General features: G+C 62.6%; 17 protein-coding genes. 6 read left to right on the top strand and 11 right to left on the bottom strand.

Annotated features, from left to right (window positions below; all coding sequences use genetic code 11):
• Window positions 1–366: 366 nt before the first annotated feature.
• The 8 genes from J6497_RS05090 to J6497_RS41500 all read right to left on the bottom strand — a co-directional run bounded on the left by J6497_RS05090 (window position 367) and on the right by J6497_RS41500 (window position 9,864).
• Window positions 367–618 carry a hypothetical protein gene (locus J6497_RS05090; RefSeq protein WP_225703129.1) on the bottom strand — a complete coding sequence of 84 codons (252 nt, stop codon included), beginning with the start codon at window positions 616–618 and terminating at the stop codon, window positions 367–369.
• A 233-nt stretch (window positions 619–851) separates the two neighbouring features.
• Complete coding sequence (locus J6497_RS05085) at window positions 852–1,907, bottom strand: ABC transporter substrate-binding protein (RefSeq protein WP_225703128.1); 1,056 nt, start codon at window positions 1,905–1,907, stop codon at window positions 852–854.
• Between the two features lie 4 nt (window positions 1,908–1,911).
• A complete protein-coding gene (locus tag J6497_RS05080) occupies window positions 1,912–2,244 on the bottom strand; it encodes a hypothetical protein (RefSeq protein ID WP_225703127.1) in 333 nt (110 codons plus the stop codon).
• Window positions 2,241–2,999 (bottom strand): ABC transporter ATP-binding protein, encoded by a 759-nt coding sequence (locus J6497_RS05075; RefSeq protein ID WP_225703126.1) that lies wholly within the window; start codon window positions 2,997–2,999, stop codon window positions 2,241–2,243. Before J6497_RS05075 ends, J6497_RS05080 begins: the two co-directional genes overlap by 4 nt.
• The gene (locus J6497_RS05070) at window positions 2,996–3,802 is read right to left on the bottom strand and encodes an ABC transporter permease (protein WP_225703125.1); all 807 of its coding nucleotides are present in this window, start codon (window positions 3,800–3,802) and stop codon (window positions 2,996–2,998) included. Before J6497_RS05070 ends, J6497_RS05075 begins: the two co-directional genes overlap by 4 nt.
• Window positions 3,799–4,620, bottom strand: coding sequence for an ABC transporter permease (locus J6497_RS05065; RefSeq protein WP_225703124.1), 822 nt, complete (start codon window positions 4,618–4,620; stop codon window positions 3,799–3,801). The genes J6497_RS05070 and J6497_RS05065 overlap by 4 nt, the downstream gene beginning before the upstream one ends.
• 225 nt (window positions 4,621–4,845) lie before the next feature.
• The gene (locus J6497_RS05060; RefSeq protein ID WP_225703123.1) at window positions 4,846–6,069 is read right to left on the bottom strand and encodes an extensin-like domain-containing protein; all 1,224 of its coding nucleotides are present in this window, start codon (window positions 6,067–6,069) and stop codon (window positions 4,846–4,848) included.
• Window positions 6,070–6,420: 351 nt separating this feature from the next.
• A complete protein-coding gene (locus J6497_RS41500) occupies window positions 6,421–9,864 on the bottom strand; it encodes an autotransporter outer membrane beta-barrel domain-containing protein (protein WP_225703122.1) in 3,444 nt (1,147 codons plus the stop codon).
• On the opposite strand from J6497_RS41500, the gene J6497_RS05050 reads away from it, so the two are divergent.
• Window positions 9,836–10,099, top strand: a complete 264-nt coding sequence (locus J6497_RS05050; RefSeq protein ID WP_225703121.1) for a hypothetical protein — start codon at window positions 9,836–9,838, stop codon at window positions 10,097–10,099. The two genes, J6497_RS41500 and J6497_RS05050, sit on opposite strands and share 29 nt — an antisense overlap.
• 68 nt (window positions 10,100–10,167) lie before the next feature.
• A complete protein-coding gene (locus J6497_RS05045; protein ID WP_225703120.1) occupies window positions 10,168–10,998 on the top strand; it encodes a tetratricopeptide repeat protein in 831 nt (276 codons plus the stop codon).
• Window positions 10,999–11,044: 46 nt separating this feature from the next.
• Here the strand turns inward: J6497_RS05045 and J6497_RS05040 are convergent, their stop codons facing one another.
• A complete protein-coding gene (locus J6497_RS05040; RefSeq protein WP_225703119.1) occupies window positions 11,045–11,464 on the bottom strand; it encodes a cupin domain-containing protein in 420 nt (139 codons plus the stop codon).
• Window positions 11,465–11,952: 488 nt separating this feature from the next.
• Between J6497_RS05040 and J6497_RS05035 the strand changes: the two genes are divergently transcribed.
• The 3 genes from J6497_RS05035 to J6497_RS05025 all read left to right on the top strand — a co-directional run bounded on the left by J6497_RS05035 (window position 11,953) and on the right by J6497_RS05025 (window position 15,262).
• Window positions 11,953–14,289 carry a TonB-dependent receptor gene (locus tag J6497_RS05035; RefSeq protein WP_225703118.1) on the top strand — a complete coding sequence of 779 codons (2,337 nt, stop codon included), beginning with the start codon at window positions 11,953–11,955 and terminating at the stop codon, window positions 14,287–14,289.
• A gap of 374 nt (window positions 14,290–14,663) precedes the next feature.
• Window positions 14,664–14,924, top strand: a complete 261-nt coding sequence (locus tag J6497_RS05030) for a GlsB/YeaQ/YmgE family stress response membrane protein (protein WP_225703117.1) — start codon at window positions 14,664–14,666, stop codon at window positions 14,922–14,924.
• Window positions 14,925–14,974: 50 nt separating this feature from the next.
• Complete coding sequence (locus tag J6497_RS05025) at window positions 14,975–15,262, top strand: hypothetical protein (RefSeq protein ID WP_225703116.1); 288 nt, start codon at window positions 14,975–14,977, stop codon at window positions 15,260–15,262.
• 26 nt (window positions 15,263–15,288) lie between these two features.
• Here J6497_RS05025 and J6497_RS05020 read toward each other — a convergent pair whose 3' ends face one another.
• Both J6497_RS05020 and J6497_RS05015 read right to left on the bottom strand, forming a co-directional pair.
• A complete protein-coding gene (locus tag J6497_RS05020) occupies window positions 15,289–15,996 on the bottom strand; it encodes a hypothetical protein (RefSeq protein WP_225703115.1) in 708 nt (235 codons plus the stop codon).
• A 60-nt stretch (window positions 15,997–16,056) separates the two neighbouring features.
• Window positions 16,057–16,245 (bottom strand): hypothetical protein, encoded by a 189-nt coding sequence (locus J6497_RS05015; RefSeq protein ID WP_225703114.1) that lies wholly within the window; start codon window positions 16,243–16,245, stop codon window positions 16,057–16,059.
• Between the two features lie 251 nt (window positions 16,246–16,496).
• Between J6497_RS05015 and J6497_RS05010 the strand changes: the two genes are divergently transcribed.
• Window positions 16,497–16,829, top strand: a complete 333-nt coding sequence (locus J6497_RS05010; protein ID WP_225703113.1) for an SMR family transporter — start codon at window positions 16,497–16,499, stop codon at window positions 16,827–16,829.
• The last annotated feature ends 11 nt before the right edge of the window (window positions 16,830–16,840 follow it).

Raw genomic sequence — 16,840 nt, 5'->3', positions numbered from 1 at the left:
GCCCACCACCAGCACTCCGCTCGCGAATGGGGGGCACGCTTCGCTTTGCCCATCCTACGGATTCTCTCACGCCTCGCACTGGCGTCGTCATTGCGAGCGTAGCGAAGCACTCCATCGCGCCACTTGTGGAGGCATGGATTGCTTCGTCGCTTCGCTCCTCGCAATAACGGGCGGAGAGGTTCTGATTCAAATGTCCAACAGCTCCGCTGTCATCGTCCGGCTTGATGGCGGACGATCCAGTAATTCCAGAGACGTCTGAGCTTGAGCCGAGCGGCCGCGGGTTACTGGGTGCCCCGCATTCGCGGGGCATGACCGTGGAGCGAGTGCTGATCTGCGGTTCGGTCGGAGCCGCTCATCGCCTCTGCGTCAGCGCTTGGTGTTGCTACCGGTCGTGCTCTTATGTCCCGGCGCGTATTCGGATGCGCCCGGCGCGGTCGACTTGCTCGCACCCTGCATCTTCTGGCCCGGTGCATGTTCCGAAGCGCCTGGCGCCGTAGACTTGGTCGATTTCTGCATCTGGTGGCCAGGCGACTTGCCCGACGCGCCCTGATTGGTTTGGGCGAATGCCGGAACGGCGAGAACCAGCAGAGCCGCGGTTACAGCTGACTTGAGATACATGATCTTCCTCCTCGTTAGAGGAAGGCTAACCCGCTCGATCCGACCATCGTTCCGGCGGAACGTGCCGGGTTGCATGTTTTTCCCGAAGATGAACAAATGTACAGGCTTTGCTGTCCTGTCATTCCGGGGCGATGCGATAGCATCGAGCCCGGAATCCATTTCGCCGCTTGCACATGTGGATCGATGGATTCCGGGTTCGCGCTGCGCGCGCCCCGGAATGACATCGAGGCGCCTCACGGCCTGAAGACGTAGCCCGGACGGACCGCCGCCTGCTCCGGGATCGGCGGCAGGTCGGAGAACAGTTCGGGGTGATCCTTCATCACCTTCAGGATGTACTTCGGCTCGATATGCTTGTTCACATCGAAGGTCGACTTGATGATGCCGAGCCGGGACAGACGGTCCTCGGCGCTGTAGAGCGCGCGATAATTGTTCGCCGAGAGACGGCGGTCCGCCTGCTGGATGTTGAACTGCATCGCGGCTTCGGCGATCTCCTGCTTGAGGCCGGGGATCCAGCGGGTCGCGACCTGCGCTGCCCGCTTCGGGTTCTTGCGCATCCACTGATCGGCTTCGGAGACTGCAGCCAGGAATTTCTCGATGGTCTCGCCGTTGGCCAGCACCCACGGGCGTAGCGCAACGTTGAAGCCGAGATAGGAGATCACGTCGCTGCCGCGGACGATCTCGACCGCGCCCGGCACATCCTTGCCCGCCACGATCGGCCACGGATCCCATCCGGAGAAAGCATCGATGCCCTTCGCGAGCAGCGCGACCGTCATGTCCGGCGGCGGCGTGTTCACCAGCGTGACCTCCTCCGGCTTCAGCCCGGCCTTCTCCAGGATGGCGAGGATATAGAGGTGGTTGATGGTGCCGAAGGACGCGGCGATCTTCTTGCCCTTCAGGCTCGCAAGGTCGCCCTTGACGATGCCGGAGCCTTCGCGCGCGATGATCGCCATGGTCGCATCCGAACCGGCCTTGGTGGCGTTGCCGCTGTAATTGCCGAGCGCAACCAGATCCATGCCGCGCAAGACAGCACCGATCATGGGTACGCCGACCTGCACGATCTCGCTCTCGCCGGCCTGCAGTGCGTTGAGGGCGTCGACGCCGGTGGCGTAGGGCCGCGCGATGGTGACGTCGAGGCCGTATTTCTCGAAGAAGCCGCGCTCGAGCGCGATCGGCAATCCGATCTGGTCAATGCCGGTGACCATGCCGGCCTTCAACTTGGTCAGCGTCTGCGCGCCCGACGGCGTGCAGAGAAGCGCGAACGCCGTCGCAAGCAGCAACAATCGTTTCATTCTCCTACCCTCCCGGTTTTATCGGTCCCACCGCCGTGACCCAGTACGGCCGGGCGACGGCGTTGAGGTCCGTTCGTTTGACGCCACGTAATTCAATGGAATAATCGTCGGTGGCCGAGACACGTCCGTATTGCTGGAATGCAAGCACGTGGAAGCGCTCGGGCGTGAACGGCAGCTCGATCTGCACATTGACCTTCTCGGACGTACCGGCGAGCTCGGGCGAGATCTTGCCAGGTGCGGCCAAGGTCAGCCAAAGCTGAAAGCCGGCCCAGACGGCGATGACGCCGAGTACGATGCGGCCCTTGGTTGAATTGAAGGCTTGCGCGACGAGGCTCATGCGGCGCGCACCATCTGCAGCACACGCGCGGAAAGCTGCTTGAACTTGTCGTCCTTGACGAGATCATCCCACACACGTGGCCGCGGCAGATCGACCTCGACCTGGTCGAGGATGCGGCCCTTCGAGAGCACGACGACGCGGTTGGCAAGGAACACCGCCTCCGACACGTCATGGGTGATGAACAGCACGGTCGGCTTGCGCTCCTGCCAGATCCGCGTCAGCTCTTCCTGCAGCGTCATGCGCGTCTGCGCGTCGACGCTGGCGAACGGCTCGTCCATCAGCAACACATCCGGATTGTTGGCGAGTGCGCGCACCACGCCGACGCGCTGCTGCATGCCGCCGGACAATTCGTTGGGATAGCGGTGCGCCGCGTGCGAAAGGCCGGCGAGCGCGAGATATTCGCGCGCGATGCGGTCGCGCTCGGCCTTCGGCACGCCGCGCATCTTCGGGCCGAAGCCGACATTGTCGAGCACGGTCTTCCAGGGAAACAGCGCAAACGACTGGAACACGACGCCGCGCTCGGGGCCCGGCTCCCTGACCGGCTTGCCATCGAGCAGGATCTCGCCGCCGGTATAGGGAATGAAGCCCGCGATCATGTTGAGGATGGTGGTCTTGCCGCAGCCGGATGGGCCGACCACCGAGACGAACTCGCCCTGCTCGACATTGAGCGAGACGTCGTGGACGGCGTTGACATGCGAGCCGGCATACGGATCGAAATAGGTCTTTGCGAGGTTCTTGAGCGAGAGCGTCTTCATGATGTCACCAATCCCCAACGCTGGCCGGTCGCGCGCTCGAGCGGCGCGAGGATCCAGGCGTCCACGATGTACCAGAGCAATCCGAGAATGATCATGCCGAGCAGGATCTCGACGGTGGAGCCGGCGCGGCGGGCGTCGAACATCATGAAGCCGATGCCGCTGGTGCTGACGATCATCTCCACCGCAATCAGCGCGCGCCAGCCATAGCCGAGGCCGTTGCGCAGGCCGGTGATGATGTTGGGCAGCGCGCCCGGCAGCGTCACCTCCCAGAGCACGCGTGCCGGCGAGGCGCCGAGGCTGCGGGCGGCACGCGCGAGATCGCGCGGCACGGATTCGACGCCGAGCACGGTGTTGAGCACCACCGGGAACAGCACGGTATAGACGATGACGAAGGTCATTGTCGTCAGTCCGAAACCGAACCAGATCAAAAGGATCGGGAGCCAGGCGATGTCGCCGATCGCCTGGAAGAACAGGAGGATCGGCCAGCAGATGCGATGCGCCCAGCGGCTGGTGCCGATCAGAACGCCCAACGGAATCCCGAGCGCCATCCCGACGGCGGCGCCGGTGAACAGGCGGATCAGGCTGTCGCCGAGATAATCCGGCAGGATGCCCTTGTAGATCAGCGTGAAGAAGGAGTTTACGACATCGACCGGACCGGGGAAGAACGCGCGCGGGAAGATGCCGGCGGCGGCAACCGCGCTCCACAGCGCCACTACAGGAATGAAGGGGACAATAGCCGCGAGCGCCGGCCAGCGCCGCGTCATCCGTGCGTAACCGCTCCAGCATTGCAGCAGGATATTCATGCGCGCCTCACCATGCCCCAGCGCTCGATGGTCGCCCGCTCCAGCGGGACCAGCAGCAGACGGTCGATCAGGAGCCACAGCACGCCGATCACGATCATGCCGAACACGATGACCTCGGTGCGGTAGAAATCGCGGGCGACGAACAGCATGTAGCCGAGCCCGACATTGGTCGCGATCATCTCGGCCGCGATCAGGCCGCGCCAGGCAAAGCCGAGCCCGGTGCGGATGCCGGTGACGATGTTCGGCAGCGCGCCCGGCAACAGCACTTCCGTCAGCAGCGCCCAGCGGCCGGCGCCAAGTGAGCTTGCAGCGTTGCGCAGCGTATGCGGGATGGTTTTGACGCCGAGCAGCGTGTTGTAGGCGACGACGAAGAACACGGCGTTGAAGATGACGAAGACGATGGCGCCAAAGCCATAGCCGAACCAGAGCGTTGCGATCGGAATCCAGGCGATGCCGGCGAGCACCGAGAAGAAGCGGAACAGCGGCGTCAGGAATGCCGCGACCGTCGGGCTCACGCCCATCGCGATGCCGAGCGGCACGGCGGTGACGATGCCGATCAGGGTGCCGAGCCCGACGCGCAGCAGGCTCGCGCCGACATGGGCGGGCAGTGTGCCATCCCGGATTGAATCCATCGCGGCGGTGCCGACTGAGCCGACGGAGGGGAACACCCGCGGATTGATATCGAACAGCGGAACGACGACGGCCCAGATTGCAACCAGCGCAAGCAGCGGGGCGACGAACATCGCAGCCCCGGCGAGCGAACTGACGCTGCGCGCGAGCCACGGCGATCGCCGCTTGAGACTGCCCGTCACCTCCATGTCGCCTCCCCCGATATCGACGCTGCCTTTGCCGGCATTTATTGTCGTTTATCGCGTCCGTATCGCCTTAGACACGCGACGCCATGCCTCATGTTGCGCAAATTCTACGCTCACGCAATCGCCGATCGCGGAGTCGTTCGTTGTCCAGACAATCAAAGGATGTGCGTGACGCGAGAATGCCGGCGAGATGACGGCGCGCGCCGATGCTAGATTGCAACGCAGACGTTACTCGTCCGCGAATTCGTCTTCCTCGTTGATCTTGGGCTTGCGACTGAACCAGGACGACTTCTTGCCGCCGAGCGAGCCCGTGACATAGGGATCGCGAGAGGCATAGGGGTTGCGCGAATTGGCGCGCGCCGCGATCTGCTCGCCGGAAACGGCGGCGGGCTCGCAGATGACGCGGCGGCTGGCACGGCGCATCAGGTCGACGTGGATGTGATCGTAGTGGAAACGGTTCGAGCCCGGCGCCAGCACGGTGTTGAACTGCTGGCAGGCCGCGCCCTGGATGTCGCGTAAGAACCCCTGCTCTTCCGGTAGCCCGCGCCAGCCATCCTTCACCGAGATGCGGCGACCGTCGGCAAGCGTGAAGCCGGCGATATCGAGCGCATTGCCGAAGGCGTGCTCGGAAATATGTGCGCTCGAATTGCCGTTCATGCCGCGGCAGGAATAGGCGGAGATCTGCTTGATCTCGACCACGCGTGCACCGAACCAGCGCGTGGCCGCCGGCTGTACGGAATCTGCAAGCCAATGGTCGAGCGCGGAGACGATCGGACAGGCGAGCGTCGCGGTCGGCTTCAGCGCGACCGGACCCACCGAAGTGACGGGATTGCCGCGTTCGGGCCCGAGGCGCGGCAGCGGCGCGGCTGCGCCTTCCGGCGGCGAATAAGGCGCGGGAGAATAAGGTGCAGAGGAGCGCTCGCGCTGCGGATAGCCTTGCGGCGCGCCATAGGTCGGACCGCGCGGCGGCTCCGGCGTGCCCTCGGCCGGCAAGTCGATCTCGCCCTGCTGCGGTGCGACGCCAGGGGCGTTCAGCGAAATCGGCCCGTTCGACGGCGCGCCATAGGTCGGCTGGCTTGCAGTCGAGTTCGGATAATAGGGGGCCTGTGCCGGCGGGGGCGCCGGTTGCCGCGCGATTGGCCAGCGCGGCTGGACGCGGCTCGAGCCGATATCGGCCGGTGGGCGCAGATCGTCGGCAAAACCAAAGGTCTGACTGCTCTCGCCGAGTGCAGCGACCTTGAGGGGAAATTGCGCACCGCACGCGCCGGGACCCGAGATCGGGTCGATGCGCACGAGATCCGGCCCTTCCTTCACCGCGCCGGATTTCAGGCAAGCGACTTCGGCCTCGGCCCGCCAGGGTTCACGTTCGGCCTGGAAGAAGCCGCGACCGCAACCTGCTAGCGAAGCGAGGACGACGGAGCCGACGAGATACAAACGAACTCCACGCGTCATGCGCGGCAGGTTCTGCGAATTTATTTAAGGACTCTTCAACGCGTTGTTTTTACACATCTTTAACCATGTGGTCGGCGGCCCCGGGCGCCTCGAGCCAGTACGGACAGCATCGCTGGCTTTTTCGGCGGGGAACGGTTTGGTAGATTTGCGCGTTCTGTACGGGCAGGCGCAAACGCTGGGAGCGTTCCCTATGGCTATGAGTCTTCTCGTCGGCCGGTTGAGCGTGGTCGCCGCCTATGTTGCGTTCGCCTTTGTCGGCGCGATCGTGCTCGGCCTGTTGTAAGCTTTCCCTGCTAGCCTGGATTGGACTTGCGCCCGGCGGCCCTCCCCCGCCAGGCGCTTCCGTGATTGTTACCAGCTATAGCGCACGACGCCTTTGCCGGCGTAGGAGCGCGTGACGCCGGAGAACTCGCCCTCGAAGGTCGCGGCGGTCGACCAGCCGTTCATCCAGTTCACCTCGGCGGATGCCGTGGTGAGCGCCGCATCGTGCGCGGGAGCTGCGCCATTGACGACAAACGACGCACCCGGCAGCGCCTGGAACGTCGCGGCGATGTTGCGATCGGCGTTGAAGTCATGCGCCCAGGCAAAGCGGCCACGCAGTGTGAGGACCGCGTCCGGTATGGCGAAGGACTTGTCGGTCCGCACGCCCAACTCGCTGCGCGGCGCCGTGACGGTCTTGGCGCCGTAGGCCAGAGCGAACGCACCGACGCCGGCCACGACCTGCTCGGCATAGGCCGGCAGATCGAACGTCGTGAACTGTGCGGCGGCATAAGGCGTCACCGCTCCGATCCATGGCGTCAGCAGCCGGTAACCGCCTTCGATGCGGCCCGAGTAAGCATTGGCATTGAACTCGGCGTGCAATCGATCGAGCCCGGCGCCGATCACGGTACGATTGGTCGTGATGTCCTGCCAGCCATAGGCGAGCGCGCCCAGGACATAGGCCGCGCCGACATCGTGGCGCGCGAAGACGCCGGCCTGGAACAGATCGGAACGACCGCTTCCGAGCGAATTGGCAACCGAGAAATTGGTGCCGCCGCCGGCGAGCGCGAAGCCGACAAGCGTGTTCGGCGCGATCCTGTAGTCGGCACCCGCGGCCGCGCCATAGATGCGGCTGGAGGTGTCGTTCGATCCGAGCACGGCGTTGCCATCGGTCGTCTGCGAGCCGCCGAAGCCGGACGCCCAGACGCTCCAGCGTTGCAAGGCCTGCACGGGCGACGGTGCCTTGCGATACACGGCGGCGTAGGCATCGCGTTCGGCGGGCGAACGCGGCTTCCGCGCGGACGCATAGGCGCTCGCGCCGTCAGCTTCATCGGCGAACTGCGCCACGCCGGGCGATGGAGATGCGTTGTCGCCGCGTCCGACGATGGTGGGATCGGTCATGATCCCCATGAACATGTTCATCGCGTTGAAGGTGGTCTGCTGCGAGCCCGTTGCGGTCTCGCCGGTAGCCTGCGTCAAGCCGGCCGGCGTCAGGCCGCCGAAGGCGGCGGGAATGCTGCCGCTATTGTTGAAGAAGCCAGTCAGCACGTTCGCCAGCGTGGCCTGGTTGACGTTGAGGCCGGCGCTGGAGGCGAAGTTCAGCGCCACGTCCAGATAGACGTTGTTGGCGTCATAGCTCAGGCCGGCACTGACCGAAGGCAGGTTGGTCGTGACGGACGAGGCGAAGGTGCCGCTGACGCCGCCGGTCGCGTTCAGGACCGTGTAGTGCTTCTGCAGGGACGCACCCAGCAGGGATACGTTCACGCCTGCGCTGCCCAGCATCGCGGTGCCGCTCACGTTGGTTCGACTGGCACCCGCACCGTCGACCTGCACCATATAGGTGGAGGCTGCCGTGAAGCTGAGGTTGCCCTGCACCGAGAGCGTGCCCGATGTCGTGGTGCCAGGCGCGAGAACGCCGCTAACCGCGGTGTTTCCGACGCTGCCGATGCCGCCGAGCGTGCCGCCACTATTGACCGTCACCTCGCTGGCGAGCGTACCGTTCACCAGCAAGATGGCGCCGGCGAATACGCCGGTGCCGTTCTGATAGGTCTGCGCGTCGGTGATGGTCCATCTGCCGCCCTGCACGTTCAGCGCCTGGAAATTGATGACGTTCGACAACGTGCCCGCGCCGGGGCCGTTCAGATTAATGGTGTTGGTGCCGACGCCGCCGTCGATCCGGCCGACGATGCTAGAGCTGCCATACAGATTAAGCGTGTCGTTGCCGCCTTCCATGCTGATGGCGCGGCCGGAATTGCCGCTGATCACGCCGTAGTTGGAGATGATATCATCGCCCTCACCGGTCTGGATCGCCGCACCGTCGCCGCGAATGAAGCGGGTCGAGCCGGTGCCGGTGTAGGTCACGCCATTGAGCGTGCCGACTGAACCCGGATCGGGATTGCCGTTCTGCAGCAGCGTCACGCCATTTGGACCGGGGATGGAGCCATTGCCGGTGATCGTGCCGTAGTTGACGATGGTGTCGTTGTCGGCGGTGGTGCCGGTCTTGTTCTCGGAACGAATCGCATAGCTGCTGTTGCCGACGATGGTGCCACCGGCATAGTTGATCAGGTCGAGCGCCGCCGATCCGCTGCGCGAACCATCCGGATTGGAATCGTTGTTGATCACGATGCCCGCTCCGGCGCCCGTGATGGCGCCGTAGTTGCGGATCGTGGCGCCGCTCGCCGTGATGCCCTCGCTGTTGTTGAAGCGAAGCCCATCGTCCGCGCCCTTGGCGCCGGTGCCCTGGATGGTGCCGTAGTTCGTCAAGAGCGTGAGCACGCCGTCGATGTCCATGCCGTCGCCATCGCCGCGCGCCGACGTCGTGTCGATGCTGCCAGTGATGGTGCCGTAGTTGGTTACCACGGCGTCGCCGCCGGAGCCGACGCCCGAGCCGTCGCGGCCGATGATGGTGGCGCCAGCGTAGTTGTAGACCGTGATGTTGCTGCCGACATCGCCTGCCGTGCCGTTCTTGGCGCCGGATATCAGGCCACCCGCGTAATTGTAGACGGTGCCGCTATGACCCGACTGCAGGTCGATGCCATCGGAGCCGGGACGGTCCGTAGGCTCCGGCTCCGAATTGCCGATGATCTGGCCGTAATTGTACACCGTGAAATTCTGGCCCGGCCGCATCGCGTCCGCATTGTCGGCGGTGATGAGGCCGCTGGTGCGGTTGGTGATGGTGACGGTCGCGGCAGTCGATGTCAGGTTGTCGAAGTCGAGCGCCTGGCCGGTCGCCGACTTGATGGTGCCAGCATTGTCGACCGAGAACGACGCCGCCGTGGTCGAATTGCTCGAGCCGGAGCCGTTGATCTGGATGGCATCGTCAACCGACTGGATAGTCGCGCCGGCATTGTTGACGATCGAGAGCGACGAAACGTTGTCGAGATTCGTATTCGCACGGATCGCGCGGGCCGAGCCGTCGATCAGCCCGGAATTGGTGATGGTGGTGGTGCCCGCACCGATGCGCATCACGTCGTTGCCGAGCGCCTTGAGCGTGCCGCCGGCCTCGTTCGTGATCGAGAACACCGCCGCATTCGAGGTCACCGAGTTGAAGTCGAACACGCGGCCGTTGTTCGTCGACTGGATGGTGCCGAAATTGTCGACCTTGACCGTTCCGCTAGTGAGACCGCTCTGGATCCGGAACGCATCATTGGACGATGTGAACAGCGCATCCTTGTTGTTGATCAGCGTGAAATTGCCACTGATCGCGCTGTTCGACGTATCGATGCCGCGCGAGGTCGCCGAAATCGTGCCGTCGTTGGTGATGACCACGCCTGGCGAAGCGAGCCCCGTGGTCCAGGTGATCGCCGTTCCGATCACCGAGAGCGTGCTTCCATCTGCGACAAAACCGGTATCATTGTTCGATACCGTCTTCGCGGTCGCCGGATCGTCGGACGGCACGCTGAAGCTTGCAGCTAAGGCAGAACCAAACGCGATGGACGACGCAGCAACAACCAATGCGAACCTGCTCGCATTGCTCAACAACTCGACTTTCACCACCAGCCCCCTGAAACTTGCGGTGCGCGGAACATGGTGTCCGCGTGTAACAGTTTGATAACAACGCGTTTGCGTGTAAGACATGCGCCGCACCTGTGATATAATTGCAACGAGCGAACATCTCCCTTGTCTTCAAAGCCTCAACGCCCCGGCGTCGCCGACCAGACGTTGCAACGCGCCGCGTTGGCACTGCAGATGCAGCGGCTCGACGAGGCCGAGCGATTGGCGGCGGCCGTCTTCAGGGCGAATCGCGGCAATCTGGCCGCTGCAGCACTGCTCGGCCGCGTGCTGATGCTGCAGAACCGCTTCGACGAGGCGATTGCGCCGTTGCAGAAGGCCGCGCGTCGCGGCGACGATCCCGCAGCCGAGACCCTGCTTGCCGCGGCGTTCGCGGCTACCGGCCGGGGCGACGACGCGCTCGGTCTGCTGCGCCAAGCGATAGCGCGACGGCCCGCCTTTCCGCCGGCTTTCCTTGAATATGCCGGGCAGCTCACATCCGATGGAAGGATCGACGAAGCGATCGCCGTGCTCGAGCAGGGTTTCGCGCTCGCGCCTGGAATCATCGAGCTGCAGCTTCGCTTGGCGACGCTCTATATCGGCCGCAACGAGCGCGCCCAGGCGCGCACGATGCTGCAGCAGGCGGCAGCTGCCGCGCCGGCGCGTCACGACGTGGTGGCCGAACTCGCCCGGGTGATGGTGCTCGACGGCGACTGCGCCGCCGCCGTAGATGTCTTCCGCCGTGCGCTCGCGCTGCGCCCGGATGATGCGACAACGCGCGCCAATCTCGGCGTCTGCCTGATGGAGATGGGTGAACGCACCGCTGGTGAAACAAGCGTGCGCGAAGCTGCGCGCGGCAGGCCCGACATGATGTGCCGCGCAATCATGTCGCTCGCCGCCTCCTCCCACGGCCGCTTCTTCCTGCGCCCGAGCGCCGCGGCAAAATTTTTGGCTGGCTAGGGCGTGTGTGACAGCGGCTAATTCCAAGCCGCGATCACCGAGCCACTTACTCTCTTGCTGGCCAGTCCCGCAGAAGCGTGATCCCAAACCTCGGCGCGGCGGCTTCGAGTCGCTCGATATCGGCAGGCGTCGGCGGCCCGATCACCTCTCCCTTCCGGAGTTCATGGCCCGCGGCGGCGAGAAACCGCTCGAACACACTCGGCGTGCCTATCAGGATGTAGCGAGCGCGCTGATTGCCATGGTTCATGAGCTGGTGCGGGATGCCGCGCTTCAAAAAGATGCTCTCGCCTGGCGAGAGCGTTCGGGCCTCGCCGTCTACAACGGCAGTCAATTGCCCTTCGACGACGTAGATCGTCTCGTCGTCAAGCGCATGAACATGGATTGGCGTCTTCGTCTGCCCATCGCTTCTGTTTTCGAAGAGGCAAAATGATCCCTCTGTCTGTTCGCCAGAAACCAGTCGCTTCATGACGACGCCTACGAGCACGAATTCATTGGGTTCAAGATCTGTCATCGATTCAATCCTGCCTGACGTGTTCAGAGCGTTCCGCTCAGGAGACAAGCACTTGTTGATTCCGGTGACGTGGAGCGCGCGTATTCAGGGCCACGGCAACTAGGTCATATGCTCCTGGATGCTTAGAGGATCGCCGTTGCGATCGAACGCTTCCATCCATTCAGTCAATGAAAGAAGGTGGCAAAGTCACGATGCTCCTGATCATGCGGGTTGCCCAGTCGGAATGAACTTGGACCCTATCGGGTCACGTGCACACCCGCGCTTGTGGCGCGCAGCGCATAGTCGTCAGCTTAGAATCATTCCAATCATACTGGCGTCAGAGCAAATTCGAACAATTCAAAATTTCAACGGTGGAATTGCACCGCTCTCCTTGTGTACCAGATATTGGTCGCCGCGCGACGTGGGTCCGCGGCTAACACTGTTCTTGGGGCACAAGAAACATGATGAAATTATCGTGGGCGGGTCTTCGACTTCTTGCCTCGGCGAGCTACCTCGCGCTCTGCATGTCCATCGGCGAAGCAGATGCACAGGCGCAGACGACATCGGGGCAAGGGGGAGCGGCCTCGCTGCCTCCGGTCACGATCAACCCACCAGAGGGGCGGCGACGACCCGCGCCGCCGGCCGCGCGCACTTCCACGAACGCGAGACGTGGGCGGCGAACACAGGTCGCGCGCAGAAACGAACCGGTCTCGAGCGAAAAGCCCGCTTTTGGTCAAACGCAAGATGCCCGCACAGGCACGGTCGGCGTCTATGCCAACAGCACAGCGGTCGCCACGAAGACGAACACGCCTCTGATCGACATCCCACAGTCCGTCAACGTCCTGACCAAGGAGTACATCCAGGACCAGAACTTCCAGACCCTGACCGATGTGACGCGCTACGTTCCAGGCGTCGTCATCCACCAGGGCGAAGGCAATCGCGACGAGCTTGTCATTCGCGGTGTTGACTCCAGCGCAAACTTTTATGTGAACGGCTTCCGGGACGACGTGCAATATTTCCGCGATCTCTACAACGCCCAGAGCGTCGAGGTGCTGAAAGGACCGAGCGCACTCACCTTCGGACGTGGCGCCGGCGGCGGTCTCGTGAACCGGACGCTGAAGGAAGCGGACGGCTCGAGAATTTACGAAGCGACGATGCAGACCGGGTCCTACAACGACAAGCGCGTATCGCTTGATGCGGGACAGGCCTTAAACGAGAACGTCGCGGTACGGCTGAACACCTTCTACGAGAACAGCGATACGTTCCGCGACTACGGTCACTTTGAGCGATACGGCTTCAATCCGACCGTGACGCTGAAGCCGACCGACGATACAAAGATCAAGCTCAGCTACGAGTTCTACCACGATTTCCGCCTCGCGGATCGCGGTAACCCGTCGCTCGGTCTTCCCGGCGGCGCCACGCGCTTCAATCCCACCGTACCGTTTGCACCCAATGGCGATCTGACGACGTTCTTCGGCAGCCCGATCTACAACAGCGCAAAAGTCGAGGTGCAGACCGGTATGGCCGTGATCGAGCATGATTTCGGCAACGGGCTGACCGTGAAGAATTCCACCCTCTATGCCGACTACAATCGCGGATATCGCAATGTTTATCCTGGTGGCACGGGCGGCGGCCCCGGCGGCGGCGCGGTGACGCCGGATCTCACCCAGCTCTCGCTCAACGCCTATCAGAACTATACGCCGCGCGAGAACGCGTTCAATCAGACCGATTTCGTCTACAAGACGGCGACTGGTTCCGTTCTTCACACGGTCGCTTTCGGCACGGAGTTCGGTCGGCAGACCGGCCTGTCCAGGCGCGATTCCGGCATCTTCCCGAACAACGGAAACAGGGCCTTCGACGTCGTCAATCCATTCAACCCGACCTACTTCGGACCGGTCGTGTTCACCCACCTTCCGAGCGACGCCAACAGCAAATACCGGCTGAATATCGCCTCAGGTTATGCGCAGGACCAGATCGAAGTGAACCGCTGGCTGCAATTGTTCCTCGGCGCCCGCTACGACAGCTTCGATCTGTCGGCGTTCGATTTCAATACCTTCACCAACCGCAGCAGGGTCGATGAGAAGGTGTCTCCACGCGCCGCGATTATCGTAAAGCCGATCGACGACCTTTCGATCTACACCGCCTACAGCATCTCCTATTTGCCTGCGTCCGGCGACCAGTTCAGCAGCCTCTCTCCGGGAACGCTGATCCTTGAGCCGCAGAAATTCGAGAACGCCGAGGTCGGGGTCAAATGGAACATCCAGCCGAAGCTTTTGTTCACGGCGGCCGCATATGAGCTCAACCGTACGAATGTGCCGATTGCCGATCCGAGCAATCCCGGCTTCTTTTTCCCCAGCGGGGCGCACAAGATCCGCGGTTTCGAGACGGCCGTGACTGGTTACGTGACGCCCGATTGGCAGACGACTTTTGGATACGCCTATACCGATGCGCGCATCACCAGTGCAACCTCGCCAACGATCGTGCCCGGCAATCGCGTTCAGCTCGTGCCCTTCAATCAGTTTGCCTGGTGGAACAAGTATCAGATCGATCAGCGATGGGCTGCTTCCCTCGGCATCATCTACTTCTCGGATTCCTTTGCCTCGTCAGACGACACGGTGCGGCTCCCGAGCTTCTGGCGTTTTGATGCGGGCTTGTTCGCGAAGATCGACGAGACATGGAGCGCGCAACTCAATGTCGAGAACATCTTCAACACAAGCTACTGGGCGACCGCCGACGGCAACAACAACATCTCGCCAGGCCAAGGTCGCACGATCCGGGTGCTGGCACGGGCGAGATTCTAGGTTCGTTGCGGGTCGCAAGACGGCTCGGCGCCGGAAGAACGTCGATCGGCGTGCAGACTAAAGCGTGATGACTTTTCTTCGAATCGTCATCCCGCTTTAGCTCTTTGTTTGAGCATGATCTCCGCGCAAACGCTTCGCGTTTGTCGCGAGGGAAAACCGATATCCACTTTTCCGGATCATGCTCTAGACCAAGTCGGCTTGCGGCAAGTCGGGCGCGACCCCCGATTGGGCTGCTCCGGAAGAACCACAACCGGGCCGGGAGCGTGGCTGCTGGCGCAAGCGTGCACGGCTGCTGTGCAACGCACACACGTTTGTACCAGCGAATCGGCTACGCGTTGTGGTAGTATCGGGACACAATCACGGGGAGTATCCAGATGCAGGAAGCGGAGATTGGCTGGATTGCTGCAATCATAGTTGGCGGTTTGGCCGGCTGGTTCGCCGAGATGTTCATGAAGTCCGGCACCGGCATTCTGATGAACATCATCCTTGGTATCGTTGGCGCTGCGTTGGCAAATTGGCTGCTCGGCCTGTTTGGCATCGTGCTCGGCGGATGGATCGGCTACCTGGTCGCCGGATTCATCGGCGCCTGCATCATTATCTTCCTGTGGCGGGCGATCAGGGGCCGGACTGCTTAGCGCATTTGAAAGGCCAAGAATCTCTTTCTGCACCCAAGGGGAGGCTTCTTATGGAGCAGATTCTCATCAACGTGGTAGCGGGTGCCCTCGGCGGAAACGCGGTGGGAAAGTCGTCCCAGACCTTTGATTTGGGCATGCTGGGCAACACGATTGCCGGCCTTGTCGGCGGAGGCGTTCTCGGTCAGATCATCACGCTGGTGTGGCCGGCGGTCGCCTCATCGATCGAGGGCGGCAATTTCGACATTGGGTCAATCATTACCCAGGTGATCGGTGGCGGCGCAGGTGGCGCGATCCTGACGGCCATCGTCGGCGCGATCAAAAACCGATCCGCTGCCTGAAAGCTCAGGCCAAAAACGAAGGCGCGCTATTGTTCTGGCTGCAGACGCACGATCTGGCGTCCGCCATTCATCGCTTTGAGATTGTTGACGTACTCCTCTGGACGCTGCCAGCGGTGAGGAACTTTCAATCCCATGAAAGTCGCGATGTCACCGATAAACCCGGTGCAATTGAATGTTTCAGCGTTCCAGACCGGTGAATTCGCCTGCAGTTTCTTGATGTAGGCGAAAACCCGTTTTGCGTCCGCCTCATTCAAGTAAACCCGGTAACTCGCGGTCAGGTAGTCCGGATCAAGATCGCCATAGCTTGCGCCGGTCTCCGACGGCACCACCGTCAGATGACCAACTACATAGGCCAAGGTGTCTCCCGCAGGGGTAAGACCCGCGACATCAACCGCTCGCTCGCTCGTCTTCCCATACCAGACGAAAGCATGGCCCCAGCTCGCCGCTGTTCGGGCCCTGAAATCAACGTAGTACGGACCCTTCGCGGATCTCGACGTCAACTTTCGAGGCGACGGTGGCGCTGGTTGCGAATCAGTGACCGCATCACTGGAAACAAGCGCATTCGCGTTGGCGGTGCGCTTGTAGACCTCCCGCTTCTGGGAAATGACGCGTTCCGAGCTGACGCGAGCGTCAGCCTCTTGAGCAGCAGCCGATTGGACTATGGCCGGGAGCAAAACTGCGAGTGTGAATCCCGCAAGCAAGCATCGTCCTGATCTCGTCAGGCTGTTTGCCACGCTTTGCTCCCTTAACCGTCGACGATAAAGCCCGGGATTCAACGAGAGCCGAGTATCGCGTCAGTAGCGCGGCGGAATGACAGGCGTCTTGCCGACGGGAGTCTTCCCGACCGGGGTCTTGCCAATCGGCATCTTGCCGATGGGAGCCTGCGGATAGGCGGGCACGGGCTCTCGGCGCGGGAGGTCGGCCGCGCTGGCGACGGTCACCATGGCAAGCGTTGCGCCGACTGCAATCACGATTTTCTTCACGGTATTTTCTCTCCAACGTAGAAGGAACAAGGCGATAACCTGCGCTCCTCCCGACCATGAACGTCGGAATGCGACCACAGTGCGGCAGATTGAACTCGTTCGAGGAATAGGTCCACAGTGCGGCACATATGACACACCCCTGATGCCAGTCTCACGCGGGCAAGGCGCGGTTGCGAGCTCACATAAAGGTGAACGTGACGATTGGAGGAATTTCTGATCATCCGATGCCTCCAGATGCATGGAGGTTTTGAATGCCACCCTACGCGGTCCTCGCCCTCGCCATTGTTGTCGAGGTTGTCGCCACGAGCGCGATGAAGGCCTCCGAGGGATTTACCAGGCTGGGCCCTTCCGTATTGGTTCTGGTTGGTTACGGTATCGCCTTCCTGTTACTCGCCAAGACGCTTGATCGCATACCGCTCGGCATCGCCTACGCGGTCTGGGCAGGCGGCGGTATTGTATTGGTCGCGCTCATTGCGTGGGCGATCTATGGACAGCGCCCCGACTTTGCGGGCTTCGTCGGGATGGGCCTGATCGTGGCGGGCGTCCTGGTGCTAAACCTTCTGTCCAAGACATCGGTCCACTGATCAGCTGCAAG

The sequence above is a fragment of the Bradyrhizobium cenepequi genome (genome assembly GCF_020329485.1).
Taxonomy (GTDB): domain Bacteria; phylum Pseudomonadota; class Alphaproteobacteria; order Rhizobiales; family Xanthobacteraceae; genus Bradyrhizobium; species Bradyrhizobium cenepequi.
Note: the sequence above shows the minus strand (reverse complement) of the source record. Positions and strands in the feature narration are given on the sequence as shown.

Bases quoted from the DNA above. Each gene is read 5' to 3' on its own strand.
- J6497_RS05060 (WP_225703123.1), bottom strand. From the start codon at position 6,069: ATGACGCGTGGAGTTCGTTTGTATCTCGTCGGCTCCGTCGTCCTCGCT.
- J6497_RS05035 (WP_225703118.1), top strand. From the start codon at position 11,953: ATGAAATTATCGTGGGCGGGTCTTCGACTTCTTGCCTCGGCGAGCTAC.
- J6497_RS05090 (WP_225703129.1), bottom strand. From the start codon at position 618: ATGTATCTCAAGTCAGCTGTAACCGCGGCTCTGCTGGTTCTCGCCGTT.
- J6497_RS05065 (WP_225703124.1), bottom strand. From the start codon at position 4,620: ATGGAGGTGACGGGCAGTCTCAAGCGGCGATCGCCGTGGCTCGCGCGC.
- J6497_RS05085 (WP_225703128.1), bottom strand. From the start codon at position 1,907: ATGAAACGATTGTTGCTGCTTGCGACGGCGTTCGCGCTTCTCTGCACG.
- J6497_RS05010 (WP_225703113.1), top strand. From the start codon at position 16,497: ATGCCACCCTACGCGGTCCTCGCCCTCGCCATTGTTGTCGAGGTTGTC.
- J6497_RS05025 (WP_225703116.1), top strand. From the start codon at position 14,975: ATGGAGCAGATTCTCATCAACGTGGTAGCGGGTGCCCTCGGCGGAAAC.
- J6497_RS05040 (WP_225703119.1), bottom strand. From the start codon at position 11,464: ATGAAGCGACTGGTTTCTGGCGAACAGACAGAGGGATCATTTTGCCTC.
- J6497_RS05030 (WP_225703117.1), top strand. From the start codon at position 14,664: ATGCAGGAAGCGGAGATTGGCTGGATTGCTGCAATCATAGTTGGCGGT.
- J6497_RS05070 (WP_225703125.1), bottom strand. From the start codon at position 3,802: ATGAATATCCTGCTGCAATGCTGGAGCGGTTACGCACGGATGACGCGG.
- J6497_RS05080 (WP_225703127.1), bottom strand. From the start codon at position 2,244: ATGAGCCTCGTCGCGCAAGCCTTCAATTCAACCAAGGGCCGCATCGTA.
- J6497_RS05075 (WP_225703126.1), bottom strand. From the start codon at position 2,999: ATGAAGACGCTCTCGCTCAAGAACCTCGCAAAGACCTATTTCGATCCG.